This is a genomic window from Streptomyces sp. NPDC026659, assembly GCF_040638245.1.
GTDB lineage: Bacteria > Actinomycetota > Actinomycetes > Streptomycetales > Streptomycetaceae > Streptomyces.
Genome location: NZ_JBEZXY010000012.1, coordinates 37,475 through 62,699 on the forward strand (window position 1 = coordinate 37,475; position 25,225 = coordinate 62,699).

Consider the following 25,225-nt stretch of genomic DNA (forward strand, 5'->3'; position numbering starts at 1 on the left):
TGACCGGCTCCGTAACGTGATCCCGCCGGGGGCACGTGATCCGCACGGCCCCCTCTCAGGGGGCACGGCGCCCCGGTCGGGACGGTTCAACTCCCTTTCGCCCTTTCGGAGATCGCGTCGACAGAGATAGTTTCGCTCTGCCCACCCGTCATGTACCTGCCCGGCGGCCCCGCGTGTCCCGGGCGGTCCTTCATCCGGATGATGTGGAGTTTTCATGGCTCATCTGCGCTCCCGGCGCCGTTTCGCGCCGGCCGTGCCGCTCGTGCTCTCCCTGACCGCCTCGCTCGGCTTCCTGCCGGCGACGGCCTCGGCGGCGGCGCCGACGGCCCCGGCCGGGCAGGAGTCGGACGCCTCCGCCCGCGCGTACGACGGCCCCGCGCTGTCGTACGTCGTCAACACCTCGGCGGACCGTCGCACGATCGAGTCGGTGCGGCGCGCGATAGGACGCAACGGCGGCACGGTCGTCACGAGTTACGACCGCATAGGCGTGATCGTCGTCCACTCCGCGAACCCGGACTTCGCCCAGGCCATCCGCCGTGTGCACGGCGTCGATTCGGCCGGTGCCACCCGCAACGCCCCGCTGCCCGCCCAGTCCACGGCCGACCTCGGCACGCCGAAGGCGCTCAGCGCGGCGCAGCTGGCCGACGCGGAGAAGTCCGCCGCGCAGGGCCAGGACCCGCTGGAGCCGCTCCAGTGGGACCTGCCCGCCATCAAGGCCGACAAGGCGCACGAGAAGACGCTCGGCAGCAGCAAGGTCACCGTCGCGGTCATCGACACCGGTGTGGACGACACCCACCCGGACATCGCGCCCAACTTCGACCGCTCGGCCTCCGTCAACTGCGTCTCCGGCAAGCCGGACACCACGGACGGCGCCTGGCGCCCGAACGCCGGGGAGAGCCCGCACGGCACGCATGTCGCCGGTGAGATCGCGGGCGCCAAGAACGGCGTCGGCATCACGGGCGTGGCCCCGGGTGTGAAGGTCGCGGGCATCAAGGTCTCCACCCCGGCCGGCTACTTCTACACCGAGGCCGTGGTCTGCGGCTTCGTCTGGGCGGCCGAGCACCACGTGGACGTGACCAACAACAGCTATTACACCGACCCCTGGTACTTCAACTGCACCGGCGACCCCGACCAGAAGGCCCTGGTCACCGCCGTCCGGCGGGCCTCCCAGTACGCCGAGCGCAAGGGCACGGTCAACGTCGCGGCGGCGGGCAACGAGAGCTACGACCTCGCGGCCGACTCGATCACCGACCCGGTCTCCCCGAACGACGGCACCCCCTCGGACCGGACGATCGACCCGCGCAAGTGCTTCGACATACCGACCCAGCTCCCGGGCGTGGTCACCGTCGCCGCGACCGGCGCCAAGGGCCTGAAGTCCTCCTTCTCGAACTACGGCCTCGGCGTCATCGACATCGCCGCGCCCGGCGGCGACTCGACCGCCTACCAGACCCCCGCTCCCCCGGCCACCAGCGGCCTCATCCTCGGCCCGCTGCCCGGCGGCACCTGGGGCTACATGGCCGGTACGTCGATGGCGACCCCGCACGTCGTGGGCGTGGCCGCGCTGATCAAGTCGACCCACCCGCACGCCACTCCGGCCCAGGTCAAGGCCCTGCTCTACGCGCAGGCGACGCCCACCGCCTGCGACGACCCGTACGACATCAACGGCGACGGCAAGGTGGACGCGGTCTGCGAGGGCGCCAAGAACCGGAACGGGTTCTACGGGCGGGGCATCGCGGACGCGCTGAAGGCCGTGACGCGCTAGCGAAGGTTCCGGCCGTGGGGCCGGTGGACGCGCAGGGGGAGGCGCGCGGCAGACGGGCGCCTCCTTGTCGCTCACCGGCGGCTGATCCATAGTGCCTCCATGACCGATCCCATGATCAAGTCCGCCTGGGCCGCGCTGGGCGGCGATCCCGAGCTGCTCGCGCGGCTGGTCTCCGTGGAGCGCCCCGCGGCTCTGATCGCCCATCTGCCGGTGCAGCGGCTGGCGCGCGCGTGCGTGGGCACGTGCGCGCTGGCCGCGGCCGAACTGGGCGCACTGCGGGCGGGGCTCGGCGCGGTGCCGCGTGCCGTGGTGGACGACGGGGCGGTCGTCACCGCCTTCCACAGCGAGCGGGTGCTGCGGATCGACGGCCGCGCCCCGGTCAACTTCGCACCGCTGTCGCGCTGGTGGCGGGCGGGCTACGGCTGGGTGCGCACCCACGCCAACTATCCGCACCACCGGCTCCGTCTCCTCGGCGCGCTGGGCCTGCCCGACGGCGCGGACCCCGAGGACGTGGAGCGGCTGTTCCTGGAGCGCTCCGCCCTGGAGATCGAGGAGGCGGTGTACGCCGCCGGGGGCCTCGCGGTGGCCCTGCGCACCCCGGGCCAGTGGGCGGCGCATCCGCAGGGCGCCGAGGTGGCGCAGCGGCCACTGGTGGAGCGCGCCCCGATCGGCGCCGCCTCGGCACGCGAACTCCCGCCTCTGGAAGGCGAGTCCGTGCCTCTGCTGCCTGCCGCCGGGCTGCGTGTCCTGGACCTCACCCGGGTCCTCGCCGGGCCCGTGGCCACCCGTACCCTCGCGCTGCTCGGCGCCGACGTGCTGCGCGTGGACGGGCCCGAGCTGCCCGAACTGCCCGACCAGCACGCGGACACGGGCTTCGGAAAGCGGTCGACCACCATCGAACTCAGCGCCGACACGAAGGTGTTGGAGGAGCTGCTGGCCTCGGCGGATGTGGTCGTCACCGGCTACCGCCCCGGCACCCTCGACCGCTTCGGTCTCTCCCCCGAGGCACTGTCCGAGCGGTATCCCGGCCTGATCGTCGCGCAGATCTCGGCGTGGGGCGCGTACGGGCCCTGGCGCGAGCGGCGCGGCTTCGACAGCCTCGTCCAGGTCGCGACCGGCATCGCGGCCACCGAGGGCTCGACCATGGAGCCCGGCGCGCTGCCCGCACAGGCCCTGGACCACGGCTCGGGCTATCTGATGGCGGCGGGCATCCTGCGGGCCCTGGGCGAACGGTCCCGCGACGGCCAGGGGCGCCTGGTGCGCCTCGCGCTCGCCCGGACCGCGCACTGGCTGACCCACGAGGCCGGTCCCGACCCGTCCCTGGGCGGCCCGAAGTACGAGGAGGAGGCATGGCTGGCCGAACGGGACAGCCCCCTGGGGCGGTTGCGGTACGCCCGGCCTCCGGTGTCGTTCACGGGCGGCCCGACGGACTGGGCCGCTCCGCCGGTTCCGTGGGGGTCGAGCGCGGCGACGTGGAGTTAGGACGCCTCAACCAGCTTCCACATAGGCGCACTTGTCCGGCGAACACCCAATTGGCCAGTATCTTCACGTGAGTTCTCCGCGTGCCCCTTCCGCCGCCTCCCCGGAGGTGCGGGCCGGTGTGCGGCGGGGCGTGGCGGTGCTGGCCCTCGTACTACTCGCCGCGCTCATACCGCTGTTGGGGCCGGAGGTCGCGCTGCACGACACCGGGGAGGCGACGGCGCCCGGTGCGGGTGGTACGGCACTGCTGCGCGGGGTGCTGTTCGCCGCGCTGAGCGTGTCGCTGGGCGAGCTGTTCGCGGGGAGGCTGGCGGCCGGGCTGCCCGGTGCTCCCAGTGAACGGCCGCGCTCCTGGGCGCCGTTGGCGAACACGGCCGGGTTCCTCGCCGCGCTGGCCCTGGCCTCCGTCGTCGCGACCGGCAACCTCGTCCCGCGCGGCCTCGGCCAGATCGACCTCGGTGGTCTCTACGCCTCCCGCGACGGCAGGCTGGCCCTCCTGGAGGTCAACGCCTTCCTGCTGGCCGCGCTGTGCGCCCGCTCGCGCCGCCCCGGGCTCCAACTGTGGCCGCTGACGGCCGTGTTGGTCGCGGAGGCGCTGCGCGCGCATCCGTCCGCCGAGCACGGCCCGCTCACCGGCTCGCTGCTCACGCTCACGCATCTGACCTGTGCGGCGCTGTGGGTGGGCGGACTGCCGTACACCCTGCGGACGTTGCGGGTGTGGCGGGGCGGCACCGCCGGGGCCGCGCTGCTCGGGCGGTACGCGCGCGTGGCCGCCGCACTGCTCGCCGTACTGACCGCGACGGGGGTGTGGAGCACGCTGCGCCGGATGCCGCCGGGCACGGTCCTGGACCAGCTGACGACGACGGCGTACGGGCGCACCCTGTTCGCCAAGGTGCTGCTCGTCGCCGCCGTCGCCGTGCTCGCGCTGTGGGCGCGGGTGCGGCTGGGGCGGAGCGGTGACCCGCTCGCCGCGGCCGCGCCCGCGCGGGCCGAGGTGGCCGTGCTGGGCGCGGTGGTGGCGGTCTCGGGGCTGCTCACGGCGCTGCCGCTGCCGATCCGCTGGTCCTGACCGGCCGCGCCCCCCCGTAGGGGCGGTCAGCCGTTGGTGACGAGCACCTTGAGGGCCGTGCGCTCGTCCATCGCCTTGTAGCCGTCCGGGACGCCCTCGATGTCCACGGTCATGTCGAAGACCGGGGAGGGGTCGATCGTGCCGTCGAGCACGTCGGGCAGCAGGTCGGGGATGTAGGCGCGGACCGGGGCGACACCGCCGCGCAGGGCGATGTTCCGGTCGAACATGACGCTGAGGTCGAGGCCGGTGCCGCTGCCGTGGGGCACGCCGACGTAGCCGATGGAGCCGCCGTCGCGGGTGATGTGGACGGCCGTGCTCATGGACTGCTCGGTGCCGACGGCCTCGATCACGCAGTGCGCGCCCTGGCCCCGGGTCAGCTCGCGGACGGCGGCGACGGCCTCCTCGCCGCGCGAGGCGACCACGTCGGTGGCACCGAAGCGGCGGGCGATCTCGGTGCGGACCTCGTGCCGGCCGAGCGCGATGATCCGCTCGGCGCCGAGCCGCTTGGCGGCGAGCACGGCGCACAGGCCGACCGCGCCGTCACCGACGACGGCGACCGTGGAGCCGGGGCGGACGCCCGCGCCGAGGGCGGCGTGGTGACCGGTGCCGAGCACGTCGGACAGGGTGAGCAGGGAGGTCAGCAGGTGGTCGTCGGCGGCCGCCTCCTTGGGCAGCTGGACCAGCGTGCCGTCGGCGAACGGCACGCGCACGGCCTCGCCCTGGCCGCCGTCGTAGCCGACGGAGCCCCAGAAGCCGCCGTGCACACAGGAGGTGGTCAGGCCCTCGCGGCAGTACTCGCAGGTGCCGTCGGACCACATGAACGGGGCGACGACGAGGTCCCCGCGCTTGACCGTGCCGACCTCGGAGCCGGTCTCCTCGACGATGCCGAGGAACTCGTGACCGATGCGCTGTCCTGCCTGGCGGGCGGCCTCGCCGCGGTAGGCCCACAGGTCGCTGCCGCAGATGCAGGCGCGCAGCACCCGTACGACGGCGTCGGTGGGCAGCTGCACCACCGGCTCGGGCACGTCCTCCACGCGCATGTCGAAGGGGGCGTGGATGGTGGTGGCGCGCATGGTGCGGGTCTTTCTGGTGCGAGGGGGCTCGGCGGTGGTCGAGCGCCTCTCACGGTACGCCGTGCCGGGGGCGTGCCGCGCCCCCAGGGGGCACCGGACCAGGGCAAAGGGGCACCCCGCGCGAACTCGGCACCGGCTCGGCGGGGTTCACGGGACACCGCCGCCCGGGTCCGTACGGCGTCCCCGCCCCGGGCACGAACAGGCGCTCGCCCGGGGCCGTACAGGCATACGAGGGCCGGCCCGGGAGGGCGGGGAGTCCGCCCCTGGGGGCCCTGGATGTCGGCGGCGGCCCGTATCCTCAATGACCATGCTCGAAGACCGTGCGACCGTTGTGTCCTCCTCCACCCCGTGGCCGGCCGTGTATCCGAAGGGATACGCGGTCGTTGACGTGGAGACCACCGGCCTGGCCCGCGACGACCGGATCATCTCGGCCGCCGTCTACCGCCTGGACGCGCGCGGCGAGGTCGAGGACCACTGGTACACGCTGGTCAACCCCGAGCGCGATCCGGGCCCGGTGTGGATACACGGGCTGACGAGCGAGGTCCTCGAAGGGGCCCCGCTCTTCGCGGAGGTCGCGGAGGAGTTCGCGGCGCGGCTCGCGGACCGCGTGCTGGTCGCGCACAACGCGGTCTTCGACTGGCAGATGATCGCGCGGGAGTACGCGCGCGCCGACAAGGAGCCCCCGGTGCGGCAGCGGCTGTGCACCATCGCGCTCTCCAAGGAGCTGGGGCTGCCGCTGCCCAACTTCAAGCTGGAGTCCCTCGCGGCGCACTTCGGCGTCGTACAGCAGCGCGCGCACCACGCCCTGGACGACGCGCGGGTGCTGGCCGAGGCGTTCCAGCCGAGCCTGCGCGCGGCCGCCGCGGGGAACGTACGGCTGCCGCTGCTGGAGTGCCGTCCGCTCACCGAGTGGTCGGACGCGCCCCGCATCGGCCGCCAGGGCGGGGGCGGTTACGGGGGCTCGTCGAGCTGGCGTCCCGCGCGCAAGCGGCCCGCGTGTCCGTATCCCAACCCCGGACGGTACGAACCGGGCAAAAGACTCAAGCAGGGCATGCGGGTGGCGTTCTCCGGCGACACCTCCACCGAGCGCGACCTGCTGGAGGACCGGGCGACCGAGGCCGGACTGCACGTGGCCACGAGCCTGTCCCGGCTGACCAGCCTGCTCGTCACCAACGACCCCGATTCGGGCACCTCCAAGACGGCCAAGGCCCGCCAGTTCGGCACGCCGGTGGTGGACGAGGCGGCGTTCGGGCAGCTGCTGCGGGACGTGGAGTCGGCCGACGGAGAGGCGTAGTCGGCGCGGACGGAGTCGACGACGGGGGCGCGGCCGACACGGAGGCGTGGCCGGCGCGGACGGATGGGCATGCCAGGCGTCCGGGCGGACGGGTGATTCGCCGCGAGTCGCCCCCACCCCCGCTCGCCCACCGGCCCGGGACGGCTCACGCTGAGCCGTATGGCGAGATGCGAAGTTTGCGGCAATGACTACGGAATGACCTTCGAGGTCCACGCGCAGGGCGCGGTGCACGTCTTCGACTGCTTCTCCTGTGCGATTCACCGCATGGCCCCCATCTGCGAGCACTGCCGGGTGCAGATCATCGGGCAGGGCGTCGAGGTGGAGGGCCACTGGTACTGCGGTGCCCACTGCGCGCGGGCCGAGGGCAGGACGGGGGTGGTCGACCGGGTGTGACCTGGTGCCCGGGTGTGACCCGGTACCCGCCCGAATGCGCCCCACGGCCCGGGGGTACCGTCGTGGGGTGCACCGCTACCGCTTCCTGCTGACCCCCCAGTGGGTGATCCTCACCCTCGTCGCGATCGCGCTGATCCCGACGATGATCAAGCTCGGTTTCTGGCAGCACCACCGCTACGAGGAGCGCACCGCCCGCAACGACCTGGTCTCGCGGGCGCTGCACGCGGACCCCGTCCCGGTCGAGCGGCTCACCTCCCCCGGGCACGCCGTGACACGGCTGGACAAGTACCGCACCGTCACCGCGACCGGCACCTTCGACACCGCCCACGAGGTGGTCGTCCGGCGCCGCACCAACTCCGACGGCGAGGTCGGCTTCCACGTCCTGACCCCGCTGCGGCTGACGGACGGCACGGTCCTGCTGGTCAACCGGGGCTGGATTCCCGCCAACGGCGTGCAGACGGCCTTCCCGAAGATTCCGGCGCCCCCGGCCGGGCAGACGACCATCACCGGGCGGCTCAAGGCCGACGAGACGACCGCGGCCAGCGGCATCAAGAACGTCAAGGGTCTGCCCGACCGCCAGATCATGCTGATCAACAGTGCGGAGGAGACCCGGCGCCTCGGCGCGAGGGTGCTCGGCGGCTATGTCGAGCAGACCGCGCCCACGCCCAGGGGCGACACCCCGGAGCAGATCTCCAGCCCGGGCAGCGAGGACGCTCCGCTGAACTACGCGTACATGATCCAGTGGTGGCTGTTCGCCGCCGGTGTCCCAGTGGGCTGGTGGTTCCTGGTCCGCCGCGAGATCCGGGACCGGGCGGAGGCGGCTGCGGGGGGCGACGCGGAGGGCAGCTCCCCGGAGACCGAGCCCGCCGCCGTATAGCGCCCGCGCCCGGCGGAGCCCGGCGCCCGGCTCCGCGGTACGGGCCCCGTACGGAGCCCGTACCGCGCGCCCCGGGGCGTCACTCCCCCGGCCGCACCGCCTGATTGCCCCTCAGACCCGCCGGGAACGCGCTTCCCGTGAACGCGCGCATCGAGGACTACGCCCTCATCGGGGACGAGCAGACCGCGGCCCTGGTCGGCCTGGACGGCTCGATCGACTGGCTGTGTCTTCCCCGCTTCGACTCCGGCGCCTGCTTCGCCCGGCTCCTCGGCGACGACGACAACGGCCACTGGCGGATCGCCCCGAAGGGCGCGCACCTGTGCACCCGGCGCGCCTACCGGCCCGACACCCTCGTCCTGGACACCGAGTGGGACACCCCCGACGGGACCGTGCGCGTCACCGACCTGATGCCGCAGCGCGCCAGGATGCCCGACGTCGTACGGATCGTGGAGGGCGTCAGCGGGCGGGTCACCGTGCACAGCACCCTGCGGCTGCGCTTCGACCACGGCTCGATCGTGCCGTGGATGCGGCGCTCGGACGGGCACCGGGTGGCCGTGGCGGGGCCCGACTCCACGTGGCTGCGCACCGAGCCGCCGGTGCGCACCTGGGGGCAGGACTTCGGCACGCACTCGGAGTTCACCGTCGGGGAGGGCGAGCGGGTGGCGTTCGTGCTCACCTGGCACCCCTCGCACGAGCCGCGCCCCCGGCTGATCAACCCGTTCGAGGCGCTGGAGTCCAGCGTGCGCGACTGGCGGAGCTGGGCGGGGCGCTGCCGGTACGAGGGGCCGTACCGCGACGCCGTGGTCCGCTCGCTGATCACCCTCAAGGCGCTCACCTACCGCCCGACCGGCGGGATCGTGGCCGCCGCGACCACCTCGCTCCCGGAGAAGCTCGGCGGAGTGCGCAACTGGGACTACCGCTACTGCTGGCTGCGCGACTCCACCCTGACCCTCGGCACGCTGCTCGCGGCGGGGTACCACGAGGAGGCCGAGGCGTGGCGTGACTGGCTGCTCCGGGCGGTCGCGGGCAGCCCCGAGGACCTCCAGATCATGTACGGGGTCGCGGGCGAGCGGCGGCTGCCGGAGAGCGAGCTGCCCTGGCTCGCCGGGTTCGCGCGCTCGGCGCCGGTCCGGATCGGCAACAGCGCCGTGGACCAGCTCCAGCTGGACGTGTACGGCGAGGTGATGGACTCCCTGTGGCTCGCACACCGGTCTGGTCTGTCGCCCCGGCCGCACATGTGGTCCCTCCAGCGCGCGCTGATCGAGTTCCTGCGCTCGGAGTGGCGGCAGCCGGACGAGGGGCTGTGGGAGGTGCGCGGGGGCCGCCGGCAGTTCACGCACTCCAAGGTGATGGTGTGGGTGGCCGTCGACCGCGCCGTACGCACCCTGGAGGAGCACCCCGGTCTCGAAGGCGACCTCACGGGCTGGCGGGAGCTGCGGGACGACATCCACCGGGAGGTGTGCGCGAAGGCGTACGACCCGGAGCGCAACACCTTCACCCAGTACTACGGCTCGCGCACCCTGGACGCCGCGCTGCTGCTGATCCCGCGCGTGGGCTTCCTGCCGCCGGACGACCCCCGGGTGATCGGCACCGTGGACGCGATCCGCGCGGGGCTCGGCCAGGACGGCTTCGTGCGCCGCTACGACACCGAGGACCCCGGGGGCCCGGTGGTGGACGGGCTGCCCGAGGGCGAGGGCGCCTTCCTGGCCTGCTCGTTCTGGCTGGCCGACGCCCTGCACCTGACCGGCCGCACCGAGGAGGCCAAGGATCTCTTCGCGCGCCTTGTCGACCTGTCCAACGACGTGGGGCTGCTGGCCGAGGAGTACGACCCGGCGGACGGCCGCCAGCTCGGCAACTACCCGCAGGCGTTCAGCCACATCGCCCTGGTGAACACCGCCCGCACGCTCTACGGAGGCGAGGGGGCAGGATAGGGGCCATGGATCTTGGACTGAAGGACCGGGTGTACATCGTGACCGGGGCCTCGCGGGGGCTCGGCAACGCCGCCGCGCGGCAGCTGGTCGCCGACGGGGCGAAGGTGGTCGTCAGCGGGCGGGACGAGAAGCGGGTGGCCGACGCGGCCGCCGAGCTGGGCCCGAACGCGGTGGGCGTGGCCGTCGGCAACGCCGATCCGGAGGCGCCGCAGCGGCTGATCGCGGCCGCCCGTGAGCACTTCGGGGGCTTCGACGGCATCCTCGTGAGCGTGGGCGGTCCGCCGCCCGGCTTCGTGGCGGACGTGACCGACGAGCAGTGGCGGGACGCCTTCGAGTCGGTGTTCCTGGGCGCGGTGCGCCTGGCCCGCGCGGCGGCGGCCGAGCTGGAGCCGGGCGGGGTCATCGGCTTCGTGCTGTCCGGCTCGGTGCACGAGCCGATCCCGGGGCTGACCGTCTCCAACGGGCTGCGCCCCGGGCTCGCCGGGTTCGCGAAGTCCCTCGCGGACGAGCTGGGCCCGCGCGGCATCCGGGTCCTCGGGCTGCTGCCGGGCCGTATCGACACCGACCGGGTGCGTGAGCTGGACAGTCTGTCCGCCGACCCCGAGGCGACCCGGAGGGCCGCCGAGTCCCGTATCCCCGTGCGCCGTTACGGCACCCCGGAGGAGTTCGGCCGGGTGGCCGCCTTCCTGCTGTCCCCGGCGGCGTCCTATGTGACGGGCGTGATGGTGCCGGTGGACGGGGGGATGCGGCGCGGGTTCTGACACGCCGTCAATTCCCCGCGCGGTTCTCGCGGGGAGTCAACTCCCTTGTCCCGGGCGTCAGGTGACGCGTCCGGCGCGGTGCCTGATCACCCGCAGCCGGACCTCGGCGGGCAGCGCCGCCAGGCCCGCCGAGTCCCGGGCGCGGGCCAGGGGGCCGGAGGTGAACTCCGCGAGCGCGGCGCCGGGGGGCATGTCCGGCTCCAGCCGGAACCACGCCCGTACGGCGGGGGCGCCCCGGCGACCGGTCAGCAGGACGTCGCTCTGGGCCATGCCCTCCTGGCCCGAGGCGTCCCGGGAGAGGGCGTTCTCCAGGGCCGAGCCGCGCAGCCGCGCGGTGCCGCCGTCGCCGGTGTCGACCCGGACCTCGGCCACGCGGTGCCGGCGCAGTGCCGACACCAGCCACCACACGCCGATCAGGAACAGGATCGCCAGGCCCGCGATGAGGGCGGGCCACCACCAGCCGGTGTCCCGGAAGCCGGTGCGCTCGGCCCGGCTGAGCAGTACGTCGTGCGTGCTCGTGTGGATCCACCAGCGCGGGAAGGGCGCGCCGAGTCCGGCGGCGAGGACCACCCCGCCGAGGGCGAGCAGCAGCAGGCCCGCCACGGCGAGCAGGACCCGGTTGACCGTGCCGGTGCGCATCGCGCTCACCCCTTCCGTCCGGGCCTGCGGACCCGTACCGACAGCTTCGGCGGGCGGCTCAGCCCCAGCTCGCGGACCGCGCCGCCGAGCGTGGTGTCCAGGTCCGCGCGGACCTCGTCCGGTTCGCGGAAGTGCGAGACCACCTTCACGTCCGCCTTTCCGCGGCCGACGCGCACACGGGCCTCGCGGACGCCGGAGATGTCCATGGCGCGGTCGCGCAGCAGCACGGCGGCGGCCTCGCGGCGCAGCGCGGCACGCACGTCGGGGTGCGGGCGGCTCATGGGCAGCAGGCGGCGCAGTCCGGGCGTGAGCGCGAGGAGGAGCAGCCAGAGTCCGACGGCGGCGACGAAGGCCGCGCCCGCCAGCACCGGGATCGCGTCGACCCGCTGCTCGGCGAGTTGCCGGGCCAGTTCGCGGCGCCAGTACATCGCGGGGTGCCCGGCGCGCACGGCGGCCACGTCGTACAGCAGCAGGCCCGCGCCGCCGAGCAGGCACAGGGCGACGAGGGCGGCCGGGACGCGGCGCGCGGACCAGAAGCGGCCGCTGCCCTGCTCGGGCGGGGGTGTGGGCTGCTCGCCGGGGTCGAGGACGGGCAGGCGGTGGGTGGTGTGCTCGCTCATGACGTCCTCCCGTGCGCGTCACCGGGCGCGGCCACGTGATGCAGCCGCTCGACCTGGACGACCACCTCGGGCACCGTCATGTCGACCAGCGAATTCACCCGTTCGATGACCCGGCGGCGTACGGCGGCGCAGCGGGCGCCGATGTCGGCCGGGTAGGCGAGTTCGAGCGAGACCCGCACGCGTGCCGTGCCGACCGGGCCGTCCTCGCCGCGCGCGGCGCCGGAGCCGTGCGGGCGGACGGCGACCGTGGCGTGCGGCCGGGCGGCGCCCGGCGGCAGCGGGGCGATCGCCTCGCGGGCCGCCTGCGCGGCGATCTTCGCGACGACCTTGTCCGCGATCCTGGTGGCGCCGCGCTCGGCCACCGGGGTGGGCTCCGCGGCCGGGCGGCCGGCCGCCGTCGCGCTCACGGCGCTCACCGCCGCCGGTCGCGCCGGCCGTCGCGGGCGCGGAAGAAGTCGCCCGGTTCCAGGTCGCCGTCCAGCACGCGGCCGACGACGAACCCGACGGCCCCGAGCGCCGCCACCAGCAGGAAGGCCCCGAATCCGCCGAAGTACCCGGCGAATCCCAGCGCCAAGCCGGCGATCATGCCGGCCACGGCCATGCTCATAGCGCTCCTCAGTTCGTCAGGCCCCTGTAAGCCGGATTCCCCCTACGGCCCGGTGAATACGCGCGTCTCACTGAATACGCGGCTGGGCCGGCTCCTCCTCGTCCTCCTCGTCGGGGAGCTTGACGTCGCTGACGGCGATGTTGACCTCCACGACCTCCAGCGAGGTCATGCGTTCCACGGCGGCGACCACGTTCTCCCGCACCGCGCGGGCGACGTCGCCGATGGAGTAGCCGTACTCCACGACGATCTCCAGGTCGAGCGCGGTCTGCACCTCGCCGACCTCGGCCTTCACCCCTCGGGTCACGGCCTTGGAGCCACCGGGCAGCCGGTCGCGCGCGGCACCGAAGGTACGGGCGAGCCCGCTGCCCATGGCGTGCACACCGACCACGTCGCGTGCGGCCATTCCGGCGATCTTCTCCACCACGCCGTCCGCGATGGTGGTACGGCCACGGGCCGCCGGGTCACCGCCGCCGCGCCGCGTGGTCTTGCGGGTGGACACCTGCGACTCGTTGTCTCCGCCGGGGCTCGTCGTCGTCTCGGTCATCGCCGTAGGTCCCTTTCGGTCGTGGTTCCCCGCCCACCGTAAGCACGGCTGCGCGAATGCGCGCCAGGTATACGGCAGGCTGGAGGAATGACGTCGGAGTGGACACAGGCGGTACGGCAACGGCTGGGCGTGGGCAGACTGTTGCCGCTCGGCGGCGGCCGGGACGGCGCGTGGATCTCGGAGCAGGCGGCCGGGGCGGTGCTGGGGAGCGCGGCCAGGGACGAGGTGCCGGGGGTACGCCTCGGCGGGCTCAGGATCGGGCTCGCCGATCCGGCGGACGCCGGGGAACCGGTCGTACCGCCGCCGCCGAGCGCGCTGCCGCCGGGGGCCCTGCGGGTGACGGCGGACTTCGCGGCGACCACCGAGCGGCCGCTGCCGGTGACGGCGGAGCTGCTGCGGACGGCCCTGACGGATGCCGCGACCGAGCGTCTCGGGCTCGCGGTCACGGAGGTGGACCTGCGGGTGACGGATCTGCTGGGCCCGGCCGACGCGGGGCCCGAGCCGAGCCCCGCACCCGGTCCGCCGTCGGCCGCCGAGGCCAAGGACCCCGACGGCTATCTGGTGGCCACCGCCGCGCGGGCGGTCCCCGGGGTGACCCGGCTGACGGCCGTGCTCGGGGACCGCTGCGGGGTGGTCCGTACGGAACGGCCCGCCGTGCCCGCGTCGCTCCCGCGCCGCCATGTGTGCGTGGAGCTGGCCGCCGACCCCGTCCACCGCACCGTCGAGGTGGCCCGCGCGGTCCGCACGGCGGTGCGGGACGCGCTGGAGGACCGTCCGACGGTGGCGGTGCTGGTGACGGCGGTGGAGGAGCCGGAGGCGGAGTCGGGGCCCGTCACGTGACGTGAACGGCTGGGTGCTCAGTCGCCGATGCCCGCCAGGTCGCGCAGGCGGCGGGTCTGGGCGGCACGTTCGGCCGTGCGCTGGTCGTCGTAGGTGCGCTCGGGGGCGCCGCGCAGCAGGGCCTTGGTCTCCACCACGGCGTCACGGGGCGCGGCCAGGAGCGCGGCGGCCAGGTCGGCGGTCGCCGCGTCGAGTTCGGCGGCCGGGACCGCCGCGTTGGCCAGCCCGGAGACGACCGCCTCCTCGGCGTGCACGAAGCGGCCCGTCGCGCAGATCTCCAGGGCGCGGGCGTACCCGACCAGGCCGACCAGCGGGTGGGTGCCCGTCAGGTCGGGCACCAGGCCCAGGCTCGTCTCCCGCATGGCGAACTGCACGTCGTCCGCGACGATGCGCAGGTCGCAGGCGAGCGCGAGCTGGAATCCGGCCCCGATCGCATGGCCCTGGACAGCGGCGATGGACACGAGGTCGTTCCGTCGCCACCAGGTGAAAGCCTCCTGGTACTCGGCGATGGTCGCGTCGATCCCGGCGTCGTCACGGCGCGCGAGATCGATGAAGGTCGGCTCGCCCTCGATCCCCTCCGGGGTGAACATGCGTCGGTCGAGCCCGGCGGAGAAGGACTGGCCCTCGCCGCGCAGCACGACGACACGCACGGTGCCCGGCAGCAGCTTCCCCGCCTCGGCCAGCGCCCGCCACATGGCGGGGCTCTGCGCGTTGCGCTTGGCCGGGTTGGTCAGCGTCACCGTGGCGAGCGCGTCGTCGACGGTGAGCCGTACGCCGTCCTTGTCGAGTACAGGAACGAGGTCCTTGTCGGGCGAAGCCATGGGGCGCCTCCGATGGGTGCGGTCAGCACGCGGTGCCGTACGGCACCGCGAAGTGACTGCACAGTAACCACCCGGGCGATCACACGACCGACCGGGTGGCCACCATCGAAGCCGATGGGCCGCCCGGAGTCAGGACGTCGCGGCCTTCTTGCCCCGGGTCGCTCCGCCACGCCCACGCAGCGTGACGCCCGACTCGCTGAGCATCCGGTGTACGAAGCCATACGAGCGGCCGGTCTCCTCGGCCAGCGCCCGGATGCTCGCACCGGAGTCGTACTTCTTCTTCAGGTCTGCCGCGAGCTTGTCGCGCGCGGCGCCGGTCACCCGGCTGCCCTTCTTCAGAGTCTCGGCCACCCGTGCCTCCTCATGGGAAGTGCGCTCTGGTCTTCTCATGATCACCCCTCCGGGGCGGGATGGCCACCCATTCGGCAAGGTCCGTGAGACAAGGTTGTGACGACAGGAGCACATCCCCACATGCGGAGTCCTTGATTCCACGGCCGGGTGCACGGACCTTCGGCGCGTTCTTCGGGTGAAGCACCAGGTCACAGACGCGAAGCGGCCGGCCCCTCCGCCATGGAGGGACCGGCCGCGAAATCCGTGTACGACACACCTCGGTACGAGGAGATCTCACACAGATGAGGGATCACGGATCGGCCGAATGATCCATCCCCGGTGGATCACGCCAGGGCGACGAGGTCCGCGTAGTCGGAGCCCCAGAGGTCCTCGACGCCGTCCGGGAGCAGGATGATCCGCTCCGGCTGGAGCGCCTCGACGGCGCCCTCGTCGTGGGTGACCAGGACGACGGCGCCCTTGTAGGTGCGCAGGGCGCCGAGGATCTCCTCGCGGCTGGCGGGGTCGAGGTTGTTGGTGGGCTCGTCCAGGAGCAGCACGTTGGCCGAGGAGACGACCAGGGTGGCGAGGGCGAGGCGGGTCTTCTCGCCGCCGGAGAGGACCCCGGCGGGCTTGTCCACGTCGTCGCCGGAGAAGAGGAACGAGCCGAGCGTCTTGCGGACCTCGACCAGGTCCAGGTCCGGCGCGGCCGAGCGCATGTTCTCCAGGACCGTGCGCTCGGGGTCCAGGGTCTCGTGCTCCTGGGCGTAGTAGCCGAGCTTGAGGCCGTGGCCGGGGACGACCTCGCCGGTGTCGGGCTGCTCCGCGCCGCCGAGGAGGCGCAGCAGGGTCGTCTTGCCGGCGCCGTTGAGGCCGAGGATGACGACGCGGGAGCCCTTGTCGATGGCCAGGTCGACGTCGGTGAAGATCTCCAGCGAGCCGTACGACTTCGACAGGCCCTCCGCCATCAGCGGGGTCTTGCCGCAGGGGGCGGGCTCGGGGAAGCGGAGCTTGGCGACCTTGTCGGACTGGCGGACCGCCTCCAGGCCGGAGAGCAGCTTGTCGGCGCGCTTGGCCATGTTCTGCGCGGCGACCGTCTTGGTGGCCTTGGCGCGCATCTTGTCGGCCTGCGAGTGCAGGGCGGCGGCCTTCTTCTCGGCGTTCTGCCGCTCGCGCTTGCGGCGCTTCTCGTCGGCCTCGCGCTGCTGCTGGTAGAGCTTCCAGCCCATGTTGTAGACGTCGATCTGGGCGCGGTTGGCGTCCAGGTAGAACACCTTGTTGACGACCGTCTCGACCAGGTCGACGTCGTGGGAGATCACGATGAAGCCGCCGCGGTAGGTCTTGAGGTAGTCGCGCAGCCAGGCGATCGAGTCGGCGTCGAGGTGGTTGGTGGGCTCGTCGAGGAGCAGGGTGTCGGCGTCCGAGAAGAGGATGCGGGCCAGCTCGACACGGCGGCGCTGACCGCCGGAGAGGGTGTGCAGGGGCTGGCCGAGCACGCGGTCGGGCAGGTTGAGCGCGGCGGCGATGGTCGCGGCCTCGGCCTCGGCGGCGTACCCGCCCTTGGTGAGGAACTCCGTCTCCTGGCGCTCGTACTGCTTGAGCGCCTTCTCGCGGGTGGCGCCCGAGCCGTTGGCGATGCGCTGCTCGTTCTCGCGCATCTTGCGGATCAGTACGTCGAGGCCGCGCGCGGAGAGGATGCGGTCGCGGGCGAGCACGTCGAGGTCGCCGGTGCGGGGGTCCTGCGGCAGATAGCCGACCTCGCCGGAGCGGGTGATCTGACCGGCGGCCGGGATGCCCTCGCCGGCCAGGCACTTGGTGAGGGTGGTCTTGCCGGCGCCGTTACGGCCGACCAGACCGATGCGGTCGCCCTTGGCGACACGGAAGCTGGCGTTCTCGATGAGGATGCGGGCACCGGCGCGCAGCTCGATACCGGAGGCGGAGATCACGGACAGGCTCCTGGGCGTACGGGACGGGATCGTCGGACGGTCTGCTGAGGGCGTTCCCGCCGTCTAATGCGCGAGGAGAAAGGCCATGCGGGCAATTCTAACGGGGGCGGGCAAGGGGTTTTCCGGACGTGGACCCTCCGGGGGTTGGCGGGGGCCTGGGGCCGAGGGGTGGGCCCCACAGGGGTCGCGGTGGTCGTCGAGGGGTGGACGGGTAAGGATGGCGGCAGGGCGTCGGACGAGGGTGGCGCCGGGACGGGAGGCGAGGGGCCGGTGCAGTTCGACGATGACGCGAATCTCGACACGTCCGAGGTGCAGGACGCGCGCGGGAGCCGGATTCCTGGTGGCCGGATGACCATCGGGGGTGGCATCGGGGGGCTGATCGCCCTGTTGCTGGCGCTGTTCCTGGGGGTGGGGCCGGACCAGCTGGGGCTGTCGTCCGGCGGTGACCAGGCGGCGTCGCAGCCGTCGTCGCTCGGTGACGTCCAGGAGTCCTGCCGTACCGGCAGGGACGCGAACACGCGGACCGACTGCCGGATGGTGGCGGTGGTCAACAGCGTGCAGGACTACTGGTCGCAGGAGTTCCGCGGCCGGGGACAGACCTACACCCCGGCGCCGACCGTGCTCTTCACCGGCCAGATCCGCACGGCCTGCGGGGCGGCGACCGCGGCGGTGGGGCCGTTCTACTGCCCCGGTGACCGCAAGGTCTATCTGGACCTGGGCTTCTTCGACGAGCTGCGGACGAAGTTCGGGGCGAGCGGGGGCCCGTTCGCGCAGGCGTACGTCGTCGCGCACGAGTACGGCCACCACGTGCAGGACCTGGAGGGCACCCTCGGCCGCACCCAGGACGGGCTGACCGGCGAGAACAGCAACTCGGTGCGCACGGAGCTCCAGGCCGACTGCTACGCCGGGGTGTGGGCCCACCACGCGACGACGACGCCGGACCCGGCGACCGGGCGGCCGCTGATCACCAGCCTGACCCCGGAGGACATCAAGGACGGGCTGAACGCGGCGGCGGCCGTGGGCGACGACCGCATCCAGCAGGAGTTCCAGGGCCGGGTGACCCCGGAGACCTGGACGCACGGCTCCTCGCTCCAGCGCCAGCAGTGGTTCGACCAGGGGTACAGCACGGGCGACCCGTCCCGGTGCGACACCTTCGGCTGACGGGGGCGGGGAAACGGCCCAGGCGTTGTCAGTGGCGGGTGTCACACTGAGCGGCGAGTCACCACAGATCCGGGCAGGACGTCCGGAGGTACCCGGCGCACAAGGGAGTGAATCGCCATGACGGCAGCGGACGGACGGCCGAGTGTCTACCCGACGGTGCTCTACGCGGACGCGAAGGCCGCGATCGGACAGCTGACGGAGGCCCTCGGCTTCACCGAGCTGACGGTGTACGAGTCGGAGGACGGCATGGTGCTCCACGCCGAGCTGGCCCAGGGCAACGGCGCGGTGATGCTCGGCTCCAAGGGACGCGGCGGCCTCTTCGACTCGGTGATGAAGGACGCCGGGCCCGCGGGGGTGTACATCGTCGTGGACGACGTGGACGCCCACCACCAGCGGGCCGTGGAGCACGGCGTGGAGATCCTGATGCCCCCGACGGACCAGGACTACGGCTCGCGGGACTACATGGCGCGGGACGCCGAGGGCAACGTCTGGAGCTTCGGGACGTACGCCCCGGCGATCGCGCTCTGAGCCGTTGAGCCCCTGAGCCGCCGACCGCGTGGGCCCCCGCTAACCGCCCGTGTGCACCTGGAAGGCGGCGCGGCGTACGGCCTTGGCGAGGGCGGGGTCGGGGTGCGCGGCGGCCAGCGCGACCAGTACCTGCACGGTGCGGGGGTGGCCGACGGCGCGCACCTCCTCCAGCAGGGCGGGGACGGTCGGCTGCACGGATGCCTCCAGGTGCCGTACCAGCATCTCCGTCTCACCGTGGTCGGCGACGGCCGCGGCGGTGTCGACCCAGAGCCAGGTGGCCTCCTCGCGGGTGAGCACCTCGTGCGCGTCCTCGGGGTCCACGCCGTCGTGCTCGGCCAGCCACAGCAGGGCGTACGGCCGCAGCGCGGGCTCCTCGACGACCGCGTGCACGTCCGGCTCGGCGGGGGCGCCGACGACGCGCAGCGCCTCGAAGGCGAGTCCGCGCAGCAGGGCGTCCTCACCCCGGGCGGCCTCGATGAGCTGGCCGACGGCACCGCCGACGGGGCGGGCGGCGAGCCAGGCGCGGTACTCGGCGCGGGCCGCGTTGGGGCGGAGCTGGGCGCAGCCGCGCAGCATGTCCTCGGCGGACTGCTCGATGTTCCCGGCGGGGCTCTGGGCGGCCACGCAGATCTGCTCCAGCTTGACCCAGACGGCCCAGCTGCCGAGGGGGGTGAGGGTCGCGTGGCCGTCGCCGTGGGTCAGGGCGCCGACGGAGGCCAGCGCCTGGACGGCCCAGTCGAGGAGGGGGGCGAGGGGGGCGTCAACGGGCGCGTCGTCCGGGGCGGCGAGCGGTGCGGGGACGCCGGGGGCGTAGGAGACCTCGCAGCGCTCGGTGCGCAGTTCGGTGACGCGCTGCTCCAGCAGGTCGAGCAGCTGCTCGACGGGCACGGGTCCGGCGGAGAGCTGGAGGAAGGAGAGCACCTGGGGCATGGCCGAGACGACCTCGGCGACGGCGGCCGGTTCGTGGTCCGCCGGTTCGGGGCAGGCGAGCGACCAGGCGTCGAAGAGGGCGACCCAGCCGCGCAGTACGGCGCTGTCGTCGCGGTCCCAGGCGCGCAGGCGCCAGCCGGGGCGGGCGCTGTCGCCGTGCACCTCGACGAGTCCGGCGAGGCGGGCGGTGTCCCAGTCGGCGCGGATCTGACGGGTGGAGAGGCCGAGGTCGGCGGCCGCGCGGGCGGCGGTCGCGTCGGAGAGGGTGGCCTTGCCGTCGGCGGTGGCGGCGTCGCTGCCGGGGCCGAGGGCGGCGTCGGCCCAGCGTGCGACGCGGACCGGGCCTGCCAGGCCGGTGCGTGCCATTCTGGCCAGTTCGGCGGGGGCCGGAGTGCCCTCCGGGGGCCGGGGTGCGGCGCGGCGCGGGCGCCGCTGGTTCACAGCTGTGGGGGCGGCGGCCAGGGGTCGCGGTCGGACGAGTCGGAGCCTGGAGTCGCGCGGGATACGGGACGTCACGGGTGCAGTCTTCCGGTTGACGGTCCGAAAACCCAAACGGGATGTCACGGGCGGCTACGGAGAAGGCCAACGCACCAGGTCGGAGGAGGGGCGCGGAGTCAGGATCAGGCCATGGGCGCGGGGGCCTCCGACGGGGGACGAAGCGGTACGGAACCGGGGATTCCGGCTCGTTGAGGGGCCGTCGGCAGAGTTCACGCCGACGGAAGGCGGGCGCTCACATCAGCGGAACGCGGACGCTCACATCAGCGGAACCAGGAACCGGCGCAGCCGCTCCTCGTACTCCTCCGGGTCGGCGTTCCACATCGCGGCGTGCGGGGCGCCGGGGACGGTGTGCAGGGCGACCAGGTCGGGTCTGCGGTCGGCCAGGCGGCGGGAGTGCAGCCAGGGGGCGACGGTGTCGCCGGGGCCGTGGATGATCAGGGTGGGCGCCGGGACCTCGGGCGGGCCCGAACCGGCCGCTCCGGCGGCGCGGCCGGGGCGCAGTCCGGCCCGGCCCTGCGCGGCGCGCACGGCGAGCGGCAGCAGGGGGCGCGGGAGGTGGCGGGCGCGGGCGAGGGCGCGCAGCGTGGACTCCCAGTCGAGGACGGGCGAGTCGAGGATCAGCCCGGCGACGCGGTCGGCCAGCGGGGAGTGCTGGGCGGCGCGCAGGGCCATGGTGGCGCCGGTGGACCAGCCGAGCAGGACGACCCGCTCGGCGCCGTGGCCCACGGCCCAGCGGATCGCGGCGTCCACGTCGCGCCACTCGGTCTCCCCGAGGTGGTTGATGCCGTCGGGCGGGGCGGGCGCTCCAGGGTCGCCCCGGTAGGACAGCGCGAGCACCGGAAGGCGCAGCGCGTGCAGGGCGCGCAGCACGTTCAGCGACTGCTCGCGGGTGGCGCCGAGTCCGTGCACGGCGATCACCCAGGTGTCCCGCTGTCCGGGCACGAACCAGGCGGGCAGCAGGCCGTTCTCGCCGGGCACCTCGACGTCGGCGAAGTCCAGGCCGAGCGCGGTCCGCGGGTCTCCCAGGTGGACGTTCGGGGTCAGCCGTACCGCCTCGCCGGGGGTGAGGGTGCCGTGGGTGACGCGTTCGAGGCGGCGTACGACCGTGTCGGCGGTGTGCTCGGCCGAGTCCAGCACGGGTCCGACGACCGCGTGTGTGCCATGGCCCGTGATCCCGTAGGTCCCCCGCCGCAGCGAGGCCAGATCCCGGGTGAGCGTGATCCGCCCGGCCTGCGTGGCGTGCACGGTGAGCCGCGGCTCGGTCGGCAGCGGCCGCCCCGCGGGCGCCTTGAGCGCGGCCCCGCTCGCATACCGCCCCACGGCCAGGGACACGGCCCCCGCCGCGACGACGGCACCGACGACGGCAGCGGACACTTTGACTGTACGCACGGCTCCAGTGTCGGGGGGCGGGGCGGGGGCGGCCAGTGGAAGCGGGCCGGGACCGGTCAGCCCCGCTGCCCGTACCCCTGCAGGCGATCCGTCACCTCGGCCAGTTCCGCCTCCGTCAGCAGGGACGGGGTGTGGCCCGGCACCGAGGACGCGGTGAGCCAGAGCCGGCACATCCACTCCAGCTGGGCCGTGCGGTCGTAGGCCTCGGCGAGGGTGGCGCCGTAGGTGAGGGTGCCGTGGTTGCGCAGGAGGCAGCCGGTGCGGTCGATCAGGGCGGCGACGGCGTGGGCGGCGAGTTCGGGGGTGCCGTAGGCGGCATAGGGGGCGACCCGTACGGGGCCGCCGAGGGCGCAGGTCATGTAGTGGATCGGGGGCAGCTCGGGGACCAGCGTGGAGACGGCGGTGGCGTGCACGGCGTGGGTGTGGACGACGGCGCGGGCGTCGGTGGCGCCGTAGACCGCGAGGTGCAGGGGGAGTTCGCTGGTCGGTCTCAGCGTGCCGAGCACCTGGCGGCCGGTCGGGGCGACGCCGGTGATGTCGTCGGGGCCGAGTTGGTCGTAGGGCACGCCCGTGGGGGTGACCAGCACCGTGTCGCCGACGCGTGCGGAGACGTTCCCCGAGGTGCCGACGACCAGGCCCTCGGCGGCCGTGCGCCGCGCGGTGGCGACCACCTCCGCCCACGCCTCGGCCTCCGCCGCGCCGATCCGTCCCGTGTCACCCCGCTGCCGGTCCATGCGCCGATCCTGCCAGCCGGGCGCCGATGACGGGCAGCACTCCCGCGACTCCGGGACCGGCCGTCCCGTACGTCCGATCGAACGAAAATCATGACACAACACCGCAAATCACCCTCCCCCTCCCGCCCCACCCCTTGAATTGGGCCTCCGCCGACCGACCGGACGACGACGTTTCACCGCCACCCGGGGAGACGCATGGCCCTCTCTGCCCACCGCCGCGCCGGAGTCCTCGCGGCGGCCACCGCGGCGCTCGCCCTGACGGGCGCCCATCCCACCGCCGCCGGACCGCTCCACACCACCACCACCGCCGCCGCACCGCCCGGCGCCGCCCTCCCGGCGCTCCCCCGGGGCCACGACGTCTCCTCGCACCAGAAGCGCGTGGACTTCAACCGCGCCCGCGCGAGGGGCGCCCGGTTCGCGTACGTCAAGGCGACCGAGTCGACGGGCTACCGCAACCCGTACTTCGCCGGGCAGTACGACGGCGCCCGCCGGGCGGGCCTGATCCGGGGCGCGTACCACTTCGCCCGCCCCGACCGCTCCTCCGGCGCCCGCCAGGCCGCGTACTTCGTGCGGCACGGCGGCGACTGGCGCGCCGACGGCCGCACGCTGCCGCCCGCACTCGACATCGAGTACAACCCGTACGACAAGCACCACAAGTGCTACGGCCTGAGCCACCAGCGGATGGTCCGCTGGATCTGGTCGTTCAGCGACGAGGTCCGCCGCCTGACGGGCCGCCGCCCGGTCATCTACACCACCGCCCACTGGTGGAACGCCTGCACGGGCCGCAGCCGCGCCTTCGCCGCGAGCCACGCGCTGTGGGTCGCCGGACACGGCTCGTCGGGCCCCGGAAAACTCCCCGCAGGCTGGCGTTACTGGACGTTCTGGCAGTACGGCGTCAAGGGCCGGCTGCCGGGTGACCAGGATCTCTTCAACGGCTCCGTGAACCACCTGAAGACCTTCGCCCGCGGCTGGTGACCCAAGGGGCGCCCGGGCTGTGCGGAATCCTTGATTCCGGTCGGAATCCGGCCCCCCGCTTCCGACACCGTGATGCCCGGCCGAGTTCACCTTCCGTTCACCCAGGTTGCCTACGTTCATCCAGCCAATGACGCTCGAACGATTGCCTGGGTAAATGGAAAGCTTCTCGCTGATCCTCGCGATTGTGGTGATAACCGCACTTGCGTTCGATTTCACGAACGGTTTCCACGACACCGCCAACGCGATGGCCACGACCATCTCGACCGGTGCACTCAAGCCCAAGGTCGCGGTGGCCATGTCGGCCGCCCTCAACCTGGTGGGCGCTTTTCTCTCGGTGGAGGTCGCCAACACGATCTCCAAGGGTCTCGTCGACGAGACCGGCATCCGTCCCGAGGTCATCTTCGCCGCGCTGACCGGCGCGATCCTCTGGAACCTCCTCACTTGGCTGGTCGGCCTGCCCTCCAGTTCCTCGCACGCCCTGATGGGCGGCCTGATCGGCGCCACCGTCGCGTCGGCGGGCCTCGGCGCCGTCCACGGCGACGTGCTGGTCACAAAGGTGCTGCTCCCGGCCGTCGCCGCCCCCGTGGTGGCCGGTCTCGCCACCATGCTCGCCACCCGTCTGTCGTACGGCGTCTCCCCGAACTCCGGCGGCGAGGCCACCCGCAAGGGCTACCGCACCGGCCAGATCGCCTCGGCCGGACTGGTCTCCCTGGCCCACGGCACCAACGACGCGCAGAAGACGATGGGCATCATCACCCTCGCGCTGATCGCGGGCGGTGCCATCGCCCCCGGCTCCAACCCGCCGGTCTGGGTCGTCCTCTCCGCGGGCCTGGCCATCGCGGCCGGTACCTACATCGGCGGCTGGCGCATCATCCGCACCATGGGCACCGGCCTCACCGACCTGGAGCCGCGCCAGGGCTTCGCCGCCCAGACCAGCGCCGCCACCGCCATCCTGGCCTCGTCGCACCTCGGCTTCTCCCTGTCCACCACCCACGTCGTCTCCGGCGCGGTGATGGGTGCGGGCCTCGGCCGCAAGGGCGGTGTGGTCCGCTGGTCCACCGCGACCCGGATGTTCGTCGCCTGGGCGCTGACCCTGCCGGCGGCCGCCCTGGTCGGCGCGGGCGCCGAGTCGGTGACCGACCTGGGCGACTGGGGCACCGCCGCCGTCGCCGTCTTCCTGGTCGCCGCGAGCGCCGCGATCTGGAAGATCTCCCGCCGCGAGGTCATCGACCACACCCACGTCTCCCCCGTCGGCACGCACGACGAGCCCGCCGGTGTGGTCACCACCGCCATGGCCGCGGTGACCCCGCCCCCCGCGGGCACCGTCACCGCGGGCACCGTCGCCGAGGGCCTGACGGCCACCATCCCGGCCCCGGCCGTCGTCGAACCCGCCACCGCGACCCCCGTCGCCCCGCCCGCCTCCGCGGCCTGACCCGGAAACCGAAGGAGCAACCCCATGAAGATCGACTGGGCGGCCATCGGTTCCGTCTTCGGTGTCAGCCTCGTGGCGAGCGTGGCCCTGGTGGTCCTGTTCACCCTGGGCGTCGGCGGCCTCGCCCGCCGCGAGAAGGCCGCCGCGCGCGGCGAGTCGGCCGCCCTCGCGGTGACCGGCGCGTACGTCTGCTTCGCCGCGTGCGCGGCGGCGGTGACGTACGGGTTCTATCTGATCGTGGCCAAGGCCTGAGCCAGTAGCCCCGACCGAGCAGCATGTGTGTGAGGCCCCTTCCGGCACCCGCCGGGAGGGGCCTCATCACTTTGCCGAGCCCCGGCGTACGCCCCGCCCGCGCCTGATATGGCCTCGATGTGGGCCCGCCCACACTCTCCCCCCGCAGGTCAAGGGCAGGTTGACGGCCCTTCGGGGGCCGTGGTGGACTTCCGAGGCCATGTACGGCGGCAGAAGAGGAAGCCGGTGCGAATCCGGCGCGGTCCCGCCACTGTCACCGGGGAGTGATCCCCGGGAGCCAGGAACTCCTGCCGCCGGTCTCGTCGAACCAGGGCGTGGACACCCTGAGTGAGGACATACCGCC

Annotated in this window: 26 protein-coding genes and 1 riboswitch; of the genes, 14 read left to right on the forward strand and 12 right to left on the reverse strand. The window is 73.6% G+C overall.

All coding sequences use genetic code 11. From position 1 onward, the window contains the following. Nucleotides 1-214: 214 nt before the first annotated feature. From AB0E91_RS26925 to AB0E91_RS26935, 3 genes are all read left to right on the forward strand, one after another. Nucleotides 215-1,762 (forward strand): S8 family serine peptidase, encoded by a 1,548-nt coding sequence (locus tag AB0E91_RS26925; RefSeq protein ID WP_361787048.1) that lies wholly within the window; start codon nt 215-217, stop codon nt 1,760-1,762. Nucleotides 1,763-1,861: 99 nt separating this feature from the next. Next, on the forward strand, nt 1,862-3,244 hold the full coding sequence (locus AB0E91_RS26930) for a CoA transferase (protein WP_361787051.1): 1,383 nt from the start codon (nt 1,862-1,864) through the stop codon (nt 3,242-3,244). 67 nt (nt 3,245-3,311) lie between these two features. Then, nucleotides 3,312-4,310, forward strand: a complete 999-nt coding sequence (locus tag AB0E91_RS26935; protein ID WP_361787054.1) for a CopD family protein — start codon at nt 3,312-3,314, stop codon at nt 4,308-4,310. Between the two features lie 26 nt (nt 4,311-4,336). Here AB0E91_RS26935 and AB0E91_RS26940 read toward each other — a convergent pair whose 3' ends face one another. After that, the gene (locus AB0E91_RS26940) at nt 4,337-5,383 is read right to left on the reverse strand and encodes a zinc-dependent alcohol dehydrogenase family protein (protein ID WP_361787057.1); all 1,047 of its coding nucleotides are present in this window, start codon (nt 5,381-5,383) and stop codon (nt 4,337-4,339) included. Between the two features lie 307 nt (nt 5,384-5,690). On the opposite strand from AB0E91_RS26940, the gene AB0E91_RS26945 reads away from it, so the two are divergent. From AB0E91_RS26945 to AB0E91_RS26965, 5 genes are all read left to right on the forward strand, one after another. Further along, a complete protein-coding gene (locus AB0E91_RS26945; protein WP_361787060.1) occupies nt 5,691-6,677 on the forward strand; it encodes a DEDDh family exonuclease in 987 nt (328 codons plus the stop codon). Between the two features lie 159 nt (nt 6,678-6,836). Continuing rightward, the gene (locus AB0E91_RS26950; RefSeq protein ID WP_020939201.1) at nt 6,837-7,070 is read left to right on the forward strand and encodes a hypothetical protein; all 234 of its coding nucleotides are present in this window, start codon (nt 6,837-6,839) and stop codon (nt 7,068-7,070) included. Nucleotides 7,071-7,104: 34 nt separating this feature from the next. Then, complete coding sequence (locus AB0E91_RS26955) at nt 7,105-7,947, forward strand: SURF1 family protein (protein ID WP_361787065.1); 843 nt, start codon at nt 7,105-7,107, stop codon at nt 7,945-7,947. A 137-nt stretch (nt 7,948-8,084) separates the two neighbouring features. After that, nucleotides 8,085-9,878 (forward strand): glycoside hydrolase family 15 protein, encoded by a 1,794-nt coding sequence (locus AB0E91_RS26960; protein WP_361787068.1) that lies wholly within the window; start codon nt 8,085-8,087, stop codon nt 9,876-9,878. 5 nt (nt 9,879-9,883) lie between these two features. Further along, a complete protein-coding gene (locus tag AB0E91_RS26965; protein WP_361787071.1) occupies nt 9,884-10,639 on the forward strand; it encodes an SDR family oxidoreductase in 756 nt (251 codons plus the stop codon). A gap of 57 nt (nt 10,640-10,696) precedes the next feature. Here AB0E91_RS26965 and amaP read toward each other — a convergent pair whose 3' ends face one another. The 5 genes from amaP to AB0E91_RS26990 form a co-directional block, all read right to left on the reverse strand. Next, on the reverse strand, nt 10,697-11,278 hold the full coding sequence (gene amaP, locus AB0E91_RS26970; RefSeq protein ID WP_361787074.1) for an alkaline shock response membrane anchor protein AmaP: 582 nt from the start codon (nt 11,276-11,278) through the stop codon (nt 10,697-10,699). 5 nt (nt 11,279-11,283) lie between these two features. Further along, on the reverse strand, nt 11,284-11,898 hold the full coding sequence (locus tag AB0E91_RS26975) for a DUF6286 domain-containing protein (protein ID WP_361787077.1): 615 nt from the start codon (nt 11,896-11,898) through the stop codon (nt 11,284-11,286). Continuing rightward, nucleotides 11,895-12,305 (reverse strand): hypothetical protein, encoded by a 411-nt coding sequence (locus tag AB0E91_RS26980; protein WP_361787079.1) that lies wholly within the window; start codon nt 12,303-12,305, stop codon nt 11,895-11,897. Before AB0E91_RS26980 ends, AB0E91_RS26975 begins: the two co-directional genes overlap by 4 nt. A gap of 5 nt (nt 12,306-12,310) precedes the next feature. Continuing rightward, on the reverse strand, nt 12,311-12,505 hold the full coding sequence (locus tag AB0E91_RS26985) for a hypothetical protein (protein WP_361787082.1): 195 nt from the start codon (nt 12,503-12,505) through the stop codon (nt 12,311-12,313). 67 nt (nt 12,506-12,572) lie between these two features. Continuing rightward, nucleotides 12,573-13,049 (reverse strand): Asp23/Gls24 family envelope stress response protein, encoded by a 477-nt coding sequence (locus AB0E91_RS26990; protein WP_361787085.1) that lies wholly within the window; start codon nt 13,047-13,049, stop codon nt 12,573-12,575. 87 nt (nt 13,050-13,136) lie between these two features. Here AB0E91_RS26990 and AB0E91_RS26995 point away from each other — a divergent pair, with 87 nt between their 5' ends. Further along, nucleotides 13,137-13,889 carry a nucleopolyhedrovirus P10 family protein gene (locus AB0E91_RS26995; RefSeq protein ID WP_361787088.1) on the forward strand — a complete coding sequence of 251 codons (753 nt, stop codon included), beginning with the start codon at nt 13,137-13,139 and terminating at the stop codon, nt 13,887-13,889. 17 nt (nt 13,890-13,906) lie between these two features. On the opposite strand, the gene AB0E91_RS27000 is transcribed toward AB0E91_RS26995, so the two are convergent. The 3 genes from AB0E91_RS27000 to abc-f form a co-directional block, all read right to left on the reverse strand. Then, on the reverse strand, nt 13,907-14,710 hold the full coding sequence (locus AB0E91_RS27000) for an enoyl-CoA hydratase/isomerase family protein (RefSeq protein ID WP_361787091.1): 804 nt from the start codon (nt 14,708-14,710) through the stop codon (nt 13,907-13,909). Nucleotides 14,711-14,839: 129 nt separating this feature from the next. Next, nucleotides 14,840-15,061, reverse strand: a complete 222-nt coding sequence (locus AB0E91_RS27005; RefSeq protein ID WP_010355597.1) for a helix-turn-helix domain-containing protein — start codon at nt 15,059-15,061, stop codon at nt 14,840-14,842. A gap of 323 nt (nt 15,062-15,384) precedes the next feature. After that, nucleotides 15,385-16,983: a ribosomal protection-like ABC-F family protein gene (abc-f, locus tag AB0E91_RS27010; protein WP_361787094.1), complete on the reverse strand. Its 1,599-nt coding sequence runs from the start codon at nt 16,981-16,983 to the stop codon at nt 15,385-15,387. Nucleotides 16,984-17,253: 270 nt separating this feature from the next. Here abc-f and AB0E91_RS27015 point away from each other — a divergent pair, with 270 nt between their 5' ends. Both AB0E91_RS27015 and AB0E91_RS27020 read left to right on the forward strand, forming a co-directional pair. Then, complete coding sequence (locus AB0E91_RS27015) at nt 17,254-18,144, forward strand: neutral zinc metallopeptidase (RefSeq protein ID WP_361787097.1); 891 nt, start codon at nt 17,254-17,256, stop codon at nt 18,142-18,144. Nucleotides 18,145-18,261: 117 nt separating this feature from the next. Beyond that, complete coding sequence (locus tag AB0E91_RS27020) at nt 18,262-18,672, forward strand: VOC family protein (protein WP_361787100.1); 411 nt, start codon at nt 18,262-18,264, stop codon at nt 18,670-18,672. A gap of 39 nt (nt 18,673-18,711) precedes the next feature. Here the strand turns inward: AB0E91_RS27020 and AB0E91_RS27025 are convergent, their stop codons facing one another. The 3 genes from AB0E91_RS27025 to AB0E91_RS27035 all read right to left on the reverse strand — a co-directional run bounded on the left by AB0E91_RS27025 (nt 18,712) and on the right by AB0E91_RS27035 (nt 22,223). Next, on the reverse strand, nt 18,712-20,118 hold the full coding sequence (locus tag AB0E91_RS27025; RefSeq protein ID WP_361787103.1) for a hypothetical protein: 1,407 nt from the start codon (nt 20,116-20,118) through the stop codon (nt 18,712-18,714). A gap of 237 nt (nt 20,119-20,355) precedes the next feature. Beyond that, on the reverse strand, nt 20,356-21,489 hold the full coding sequence (locus tag AB0E91_RS27030) for an alpha/beta fold hydrolase (RefSeq protein WP_361787105.1): 1,134 nt from the start codon (nt 21,487-21,489) through the stop codon (nt 20,356-20,358). Between the two features lie 56 nt (nt 21,490-21,545). Continuing rightward, entirely contained in the window at nt 21,546-22,223 is a 678-nt protein-coding gene (locus AB0E91_RS27035) for a class II aldolase/adducin family protein (RefSeq protein ID WP_361787108.1), read from the reverse strand. Nucleotides 22,224-22,418: 195 nt separating this feature from the next. Between AB0E91_RS27035 and AB0E91_RS27040 the strand changes: the two genes are divergently transcribed. From AB0E91_RS27040 to AB0E91_RS27050, 3 genes are all read left to right on the forward strand, one after another. Further along, complete coding sequence (locus tag AB0E91_RS27040; protein ID WP_361787111.1) at nt 22,419-23,198, forward strand: GH25 family lysozyme; 780 nt, start codon at nt 22,419-22,421, stop codon at nt 23,196-23,198. 154 nt (nt 23,199-23,352) lie between these two features. After that, on the forward strand, nt 23,353-24,630 hold the full coding sequence (locus tag AB0E91_RS27045; protein ID WP_361787114.1) for an inorganic phosphate transporter: 1,278 nt from the start codon (nt 23,353-23,355) through the stop codon (nt 24,628-24,630). A 24-nt stretch (nt 24,631-24,654) separates the two neighbouring features. Further along, complete coding sequence (locus tag AB0E91_RS27050) at nt 24,655-24,882, forward strand: hypothetical protein (protein ID WP_361787117.1); 228 nt, start codon at nt 24,655-24,657, stop codon at nt 24,880-24,882. 190 nt (nt 24,883-25,072) lie between these two features. Continuing rightward, nucleotides 25,073-25,192, forward strand: a riboswitch (cobalamin riboswitch). Nucleotides 25,193-25,225: the final 33 nt, after the last annotated feature.

Coding starts and splice junctions, on each gene's coding strand:
- AB0E91_RS26925 (WP_361787048.1), top strand. CDS start 215: ATGGCTCATCTGCGCTCCCGGCGCCGTTTCGCGCCGGCCGTGCCGCTC.
- AB0E91_RS26930 (WP_361787051.1), top strand. CDS start 1,862: ATGACCGATCCCATGATCAAGTCCGCCTGGGCCGCGCTGGGCGGCGAT.
- AB0E91_RS26940 (WP_361787057.1), bottom strand. CDS start 5,383: ATGCGCGCCACCACCATCCACGCCCCCTTCGACATGCGCGTGGAGGAC.
- AB0E91_RS26945 (WP_361787060.1), top strand. CDS start 5,691: ATGCTCGAAGACCGTGCGACCGTTGTGTCCTCCTCCACCCCGTGGCCG.
- AB0E91_RS26950 (WP_020939201.1), top strand. CDS start 6,837: ATGGCGAGATGCGAAGTTTGCGGCAATGACTACGGAATGACCTTCGAG.
- AB0E91_RS26955 (WP_361787065.1), top strand. CDS start 7,105: ATGCGCCCCACGGCCCGGGGGTACCGTCGTGGGGTGCACCGCTACCGC.
- AB0E91_RS26965 (WP_361787071.1), top strand. CDS start 9,884: ATGGATCTTGGACTGAAGGACCGGGTGTACATCGTGACCGGGGCCTCG.
- amaP (WP_361787074.1), bottom strand. CDS start 11,278: ATGCGCACCGGCACGGTCAACCGGGTCCTGCTCGCCGTGGCGGGCCTG.
- AB0E91_RS26975 (WP_361787077.1), bottom strand. CDS start 11,898: ATGAGCGAGCACACCACCCACCGCCTGCCCGTCCTCGACCCCGGCGAG.
- AB0E91_RS26985 (WP_361787082.1), bottom strand. CDS start 12,505: ATGAGCATGGCCGTGGCCGGCATGATCGCCGGCTTGGCGCTGGGATTC.
- AB0E91_RS26990 (WP_361787085.1), bottom strand. CDS start 13,049: ATGACCGAGACGACGACGAGCCCCGGCGGAGACAACGAGTCGCAGGTG.
- AB0E91_RS26995 (WP_361787088.1), top strand. CDS start 13,137: ATGACGTCGGAGTGGACACAGGCGGTACGGCAACGGCTGGGCGTGGGC.
- AB0E91_RS27000 (WP_361787091.1), bottom strand. CDS start 14,710: ATGGCTTCGCCCGACAAGGACCTCGTTCCTGTACTCGACAAGGACGGC.
- AB0E91_RS27020 (WP_361787100.1), top strand. CDS start 18,262: ATGACGGCAGCGGACGGACGGCCGAGTGTCTACCCGACGGTGCTCTAC.
- AB0E91_RS27035 (WP_361787108.1), bottom strand. CDS start 22,223: ATGGACCGGCAGCGGGGTGACACGGGACGGATCGGCGCGGCGGAGGCC.
- AB0E91_RS27040 (WP_361787111.1), top strand. CDS start 22,419: ATGGCCCTCTCTGCCCACCGCCGCGCCGGAGTCCTCGCGGCGGCCACC.
- AB0E91_RS27045 (WP_361787114.1), top strand. CDS start 23,353: ATGGAAAGCTTCTCGCTGATCCTCGCGATTGTGGTGATAACCGCACTT.
- AB0E91_RS27050 (WP_361787117.1), top strand. CDS start 24,655: ATGAAGATCGACTGGGCGGCCATCGGTTCCGTCTTCGGTGTCAGCCTC.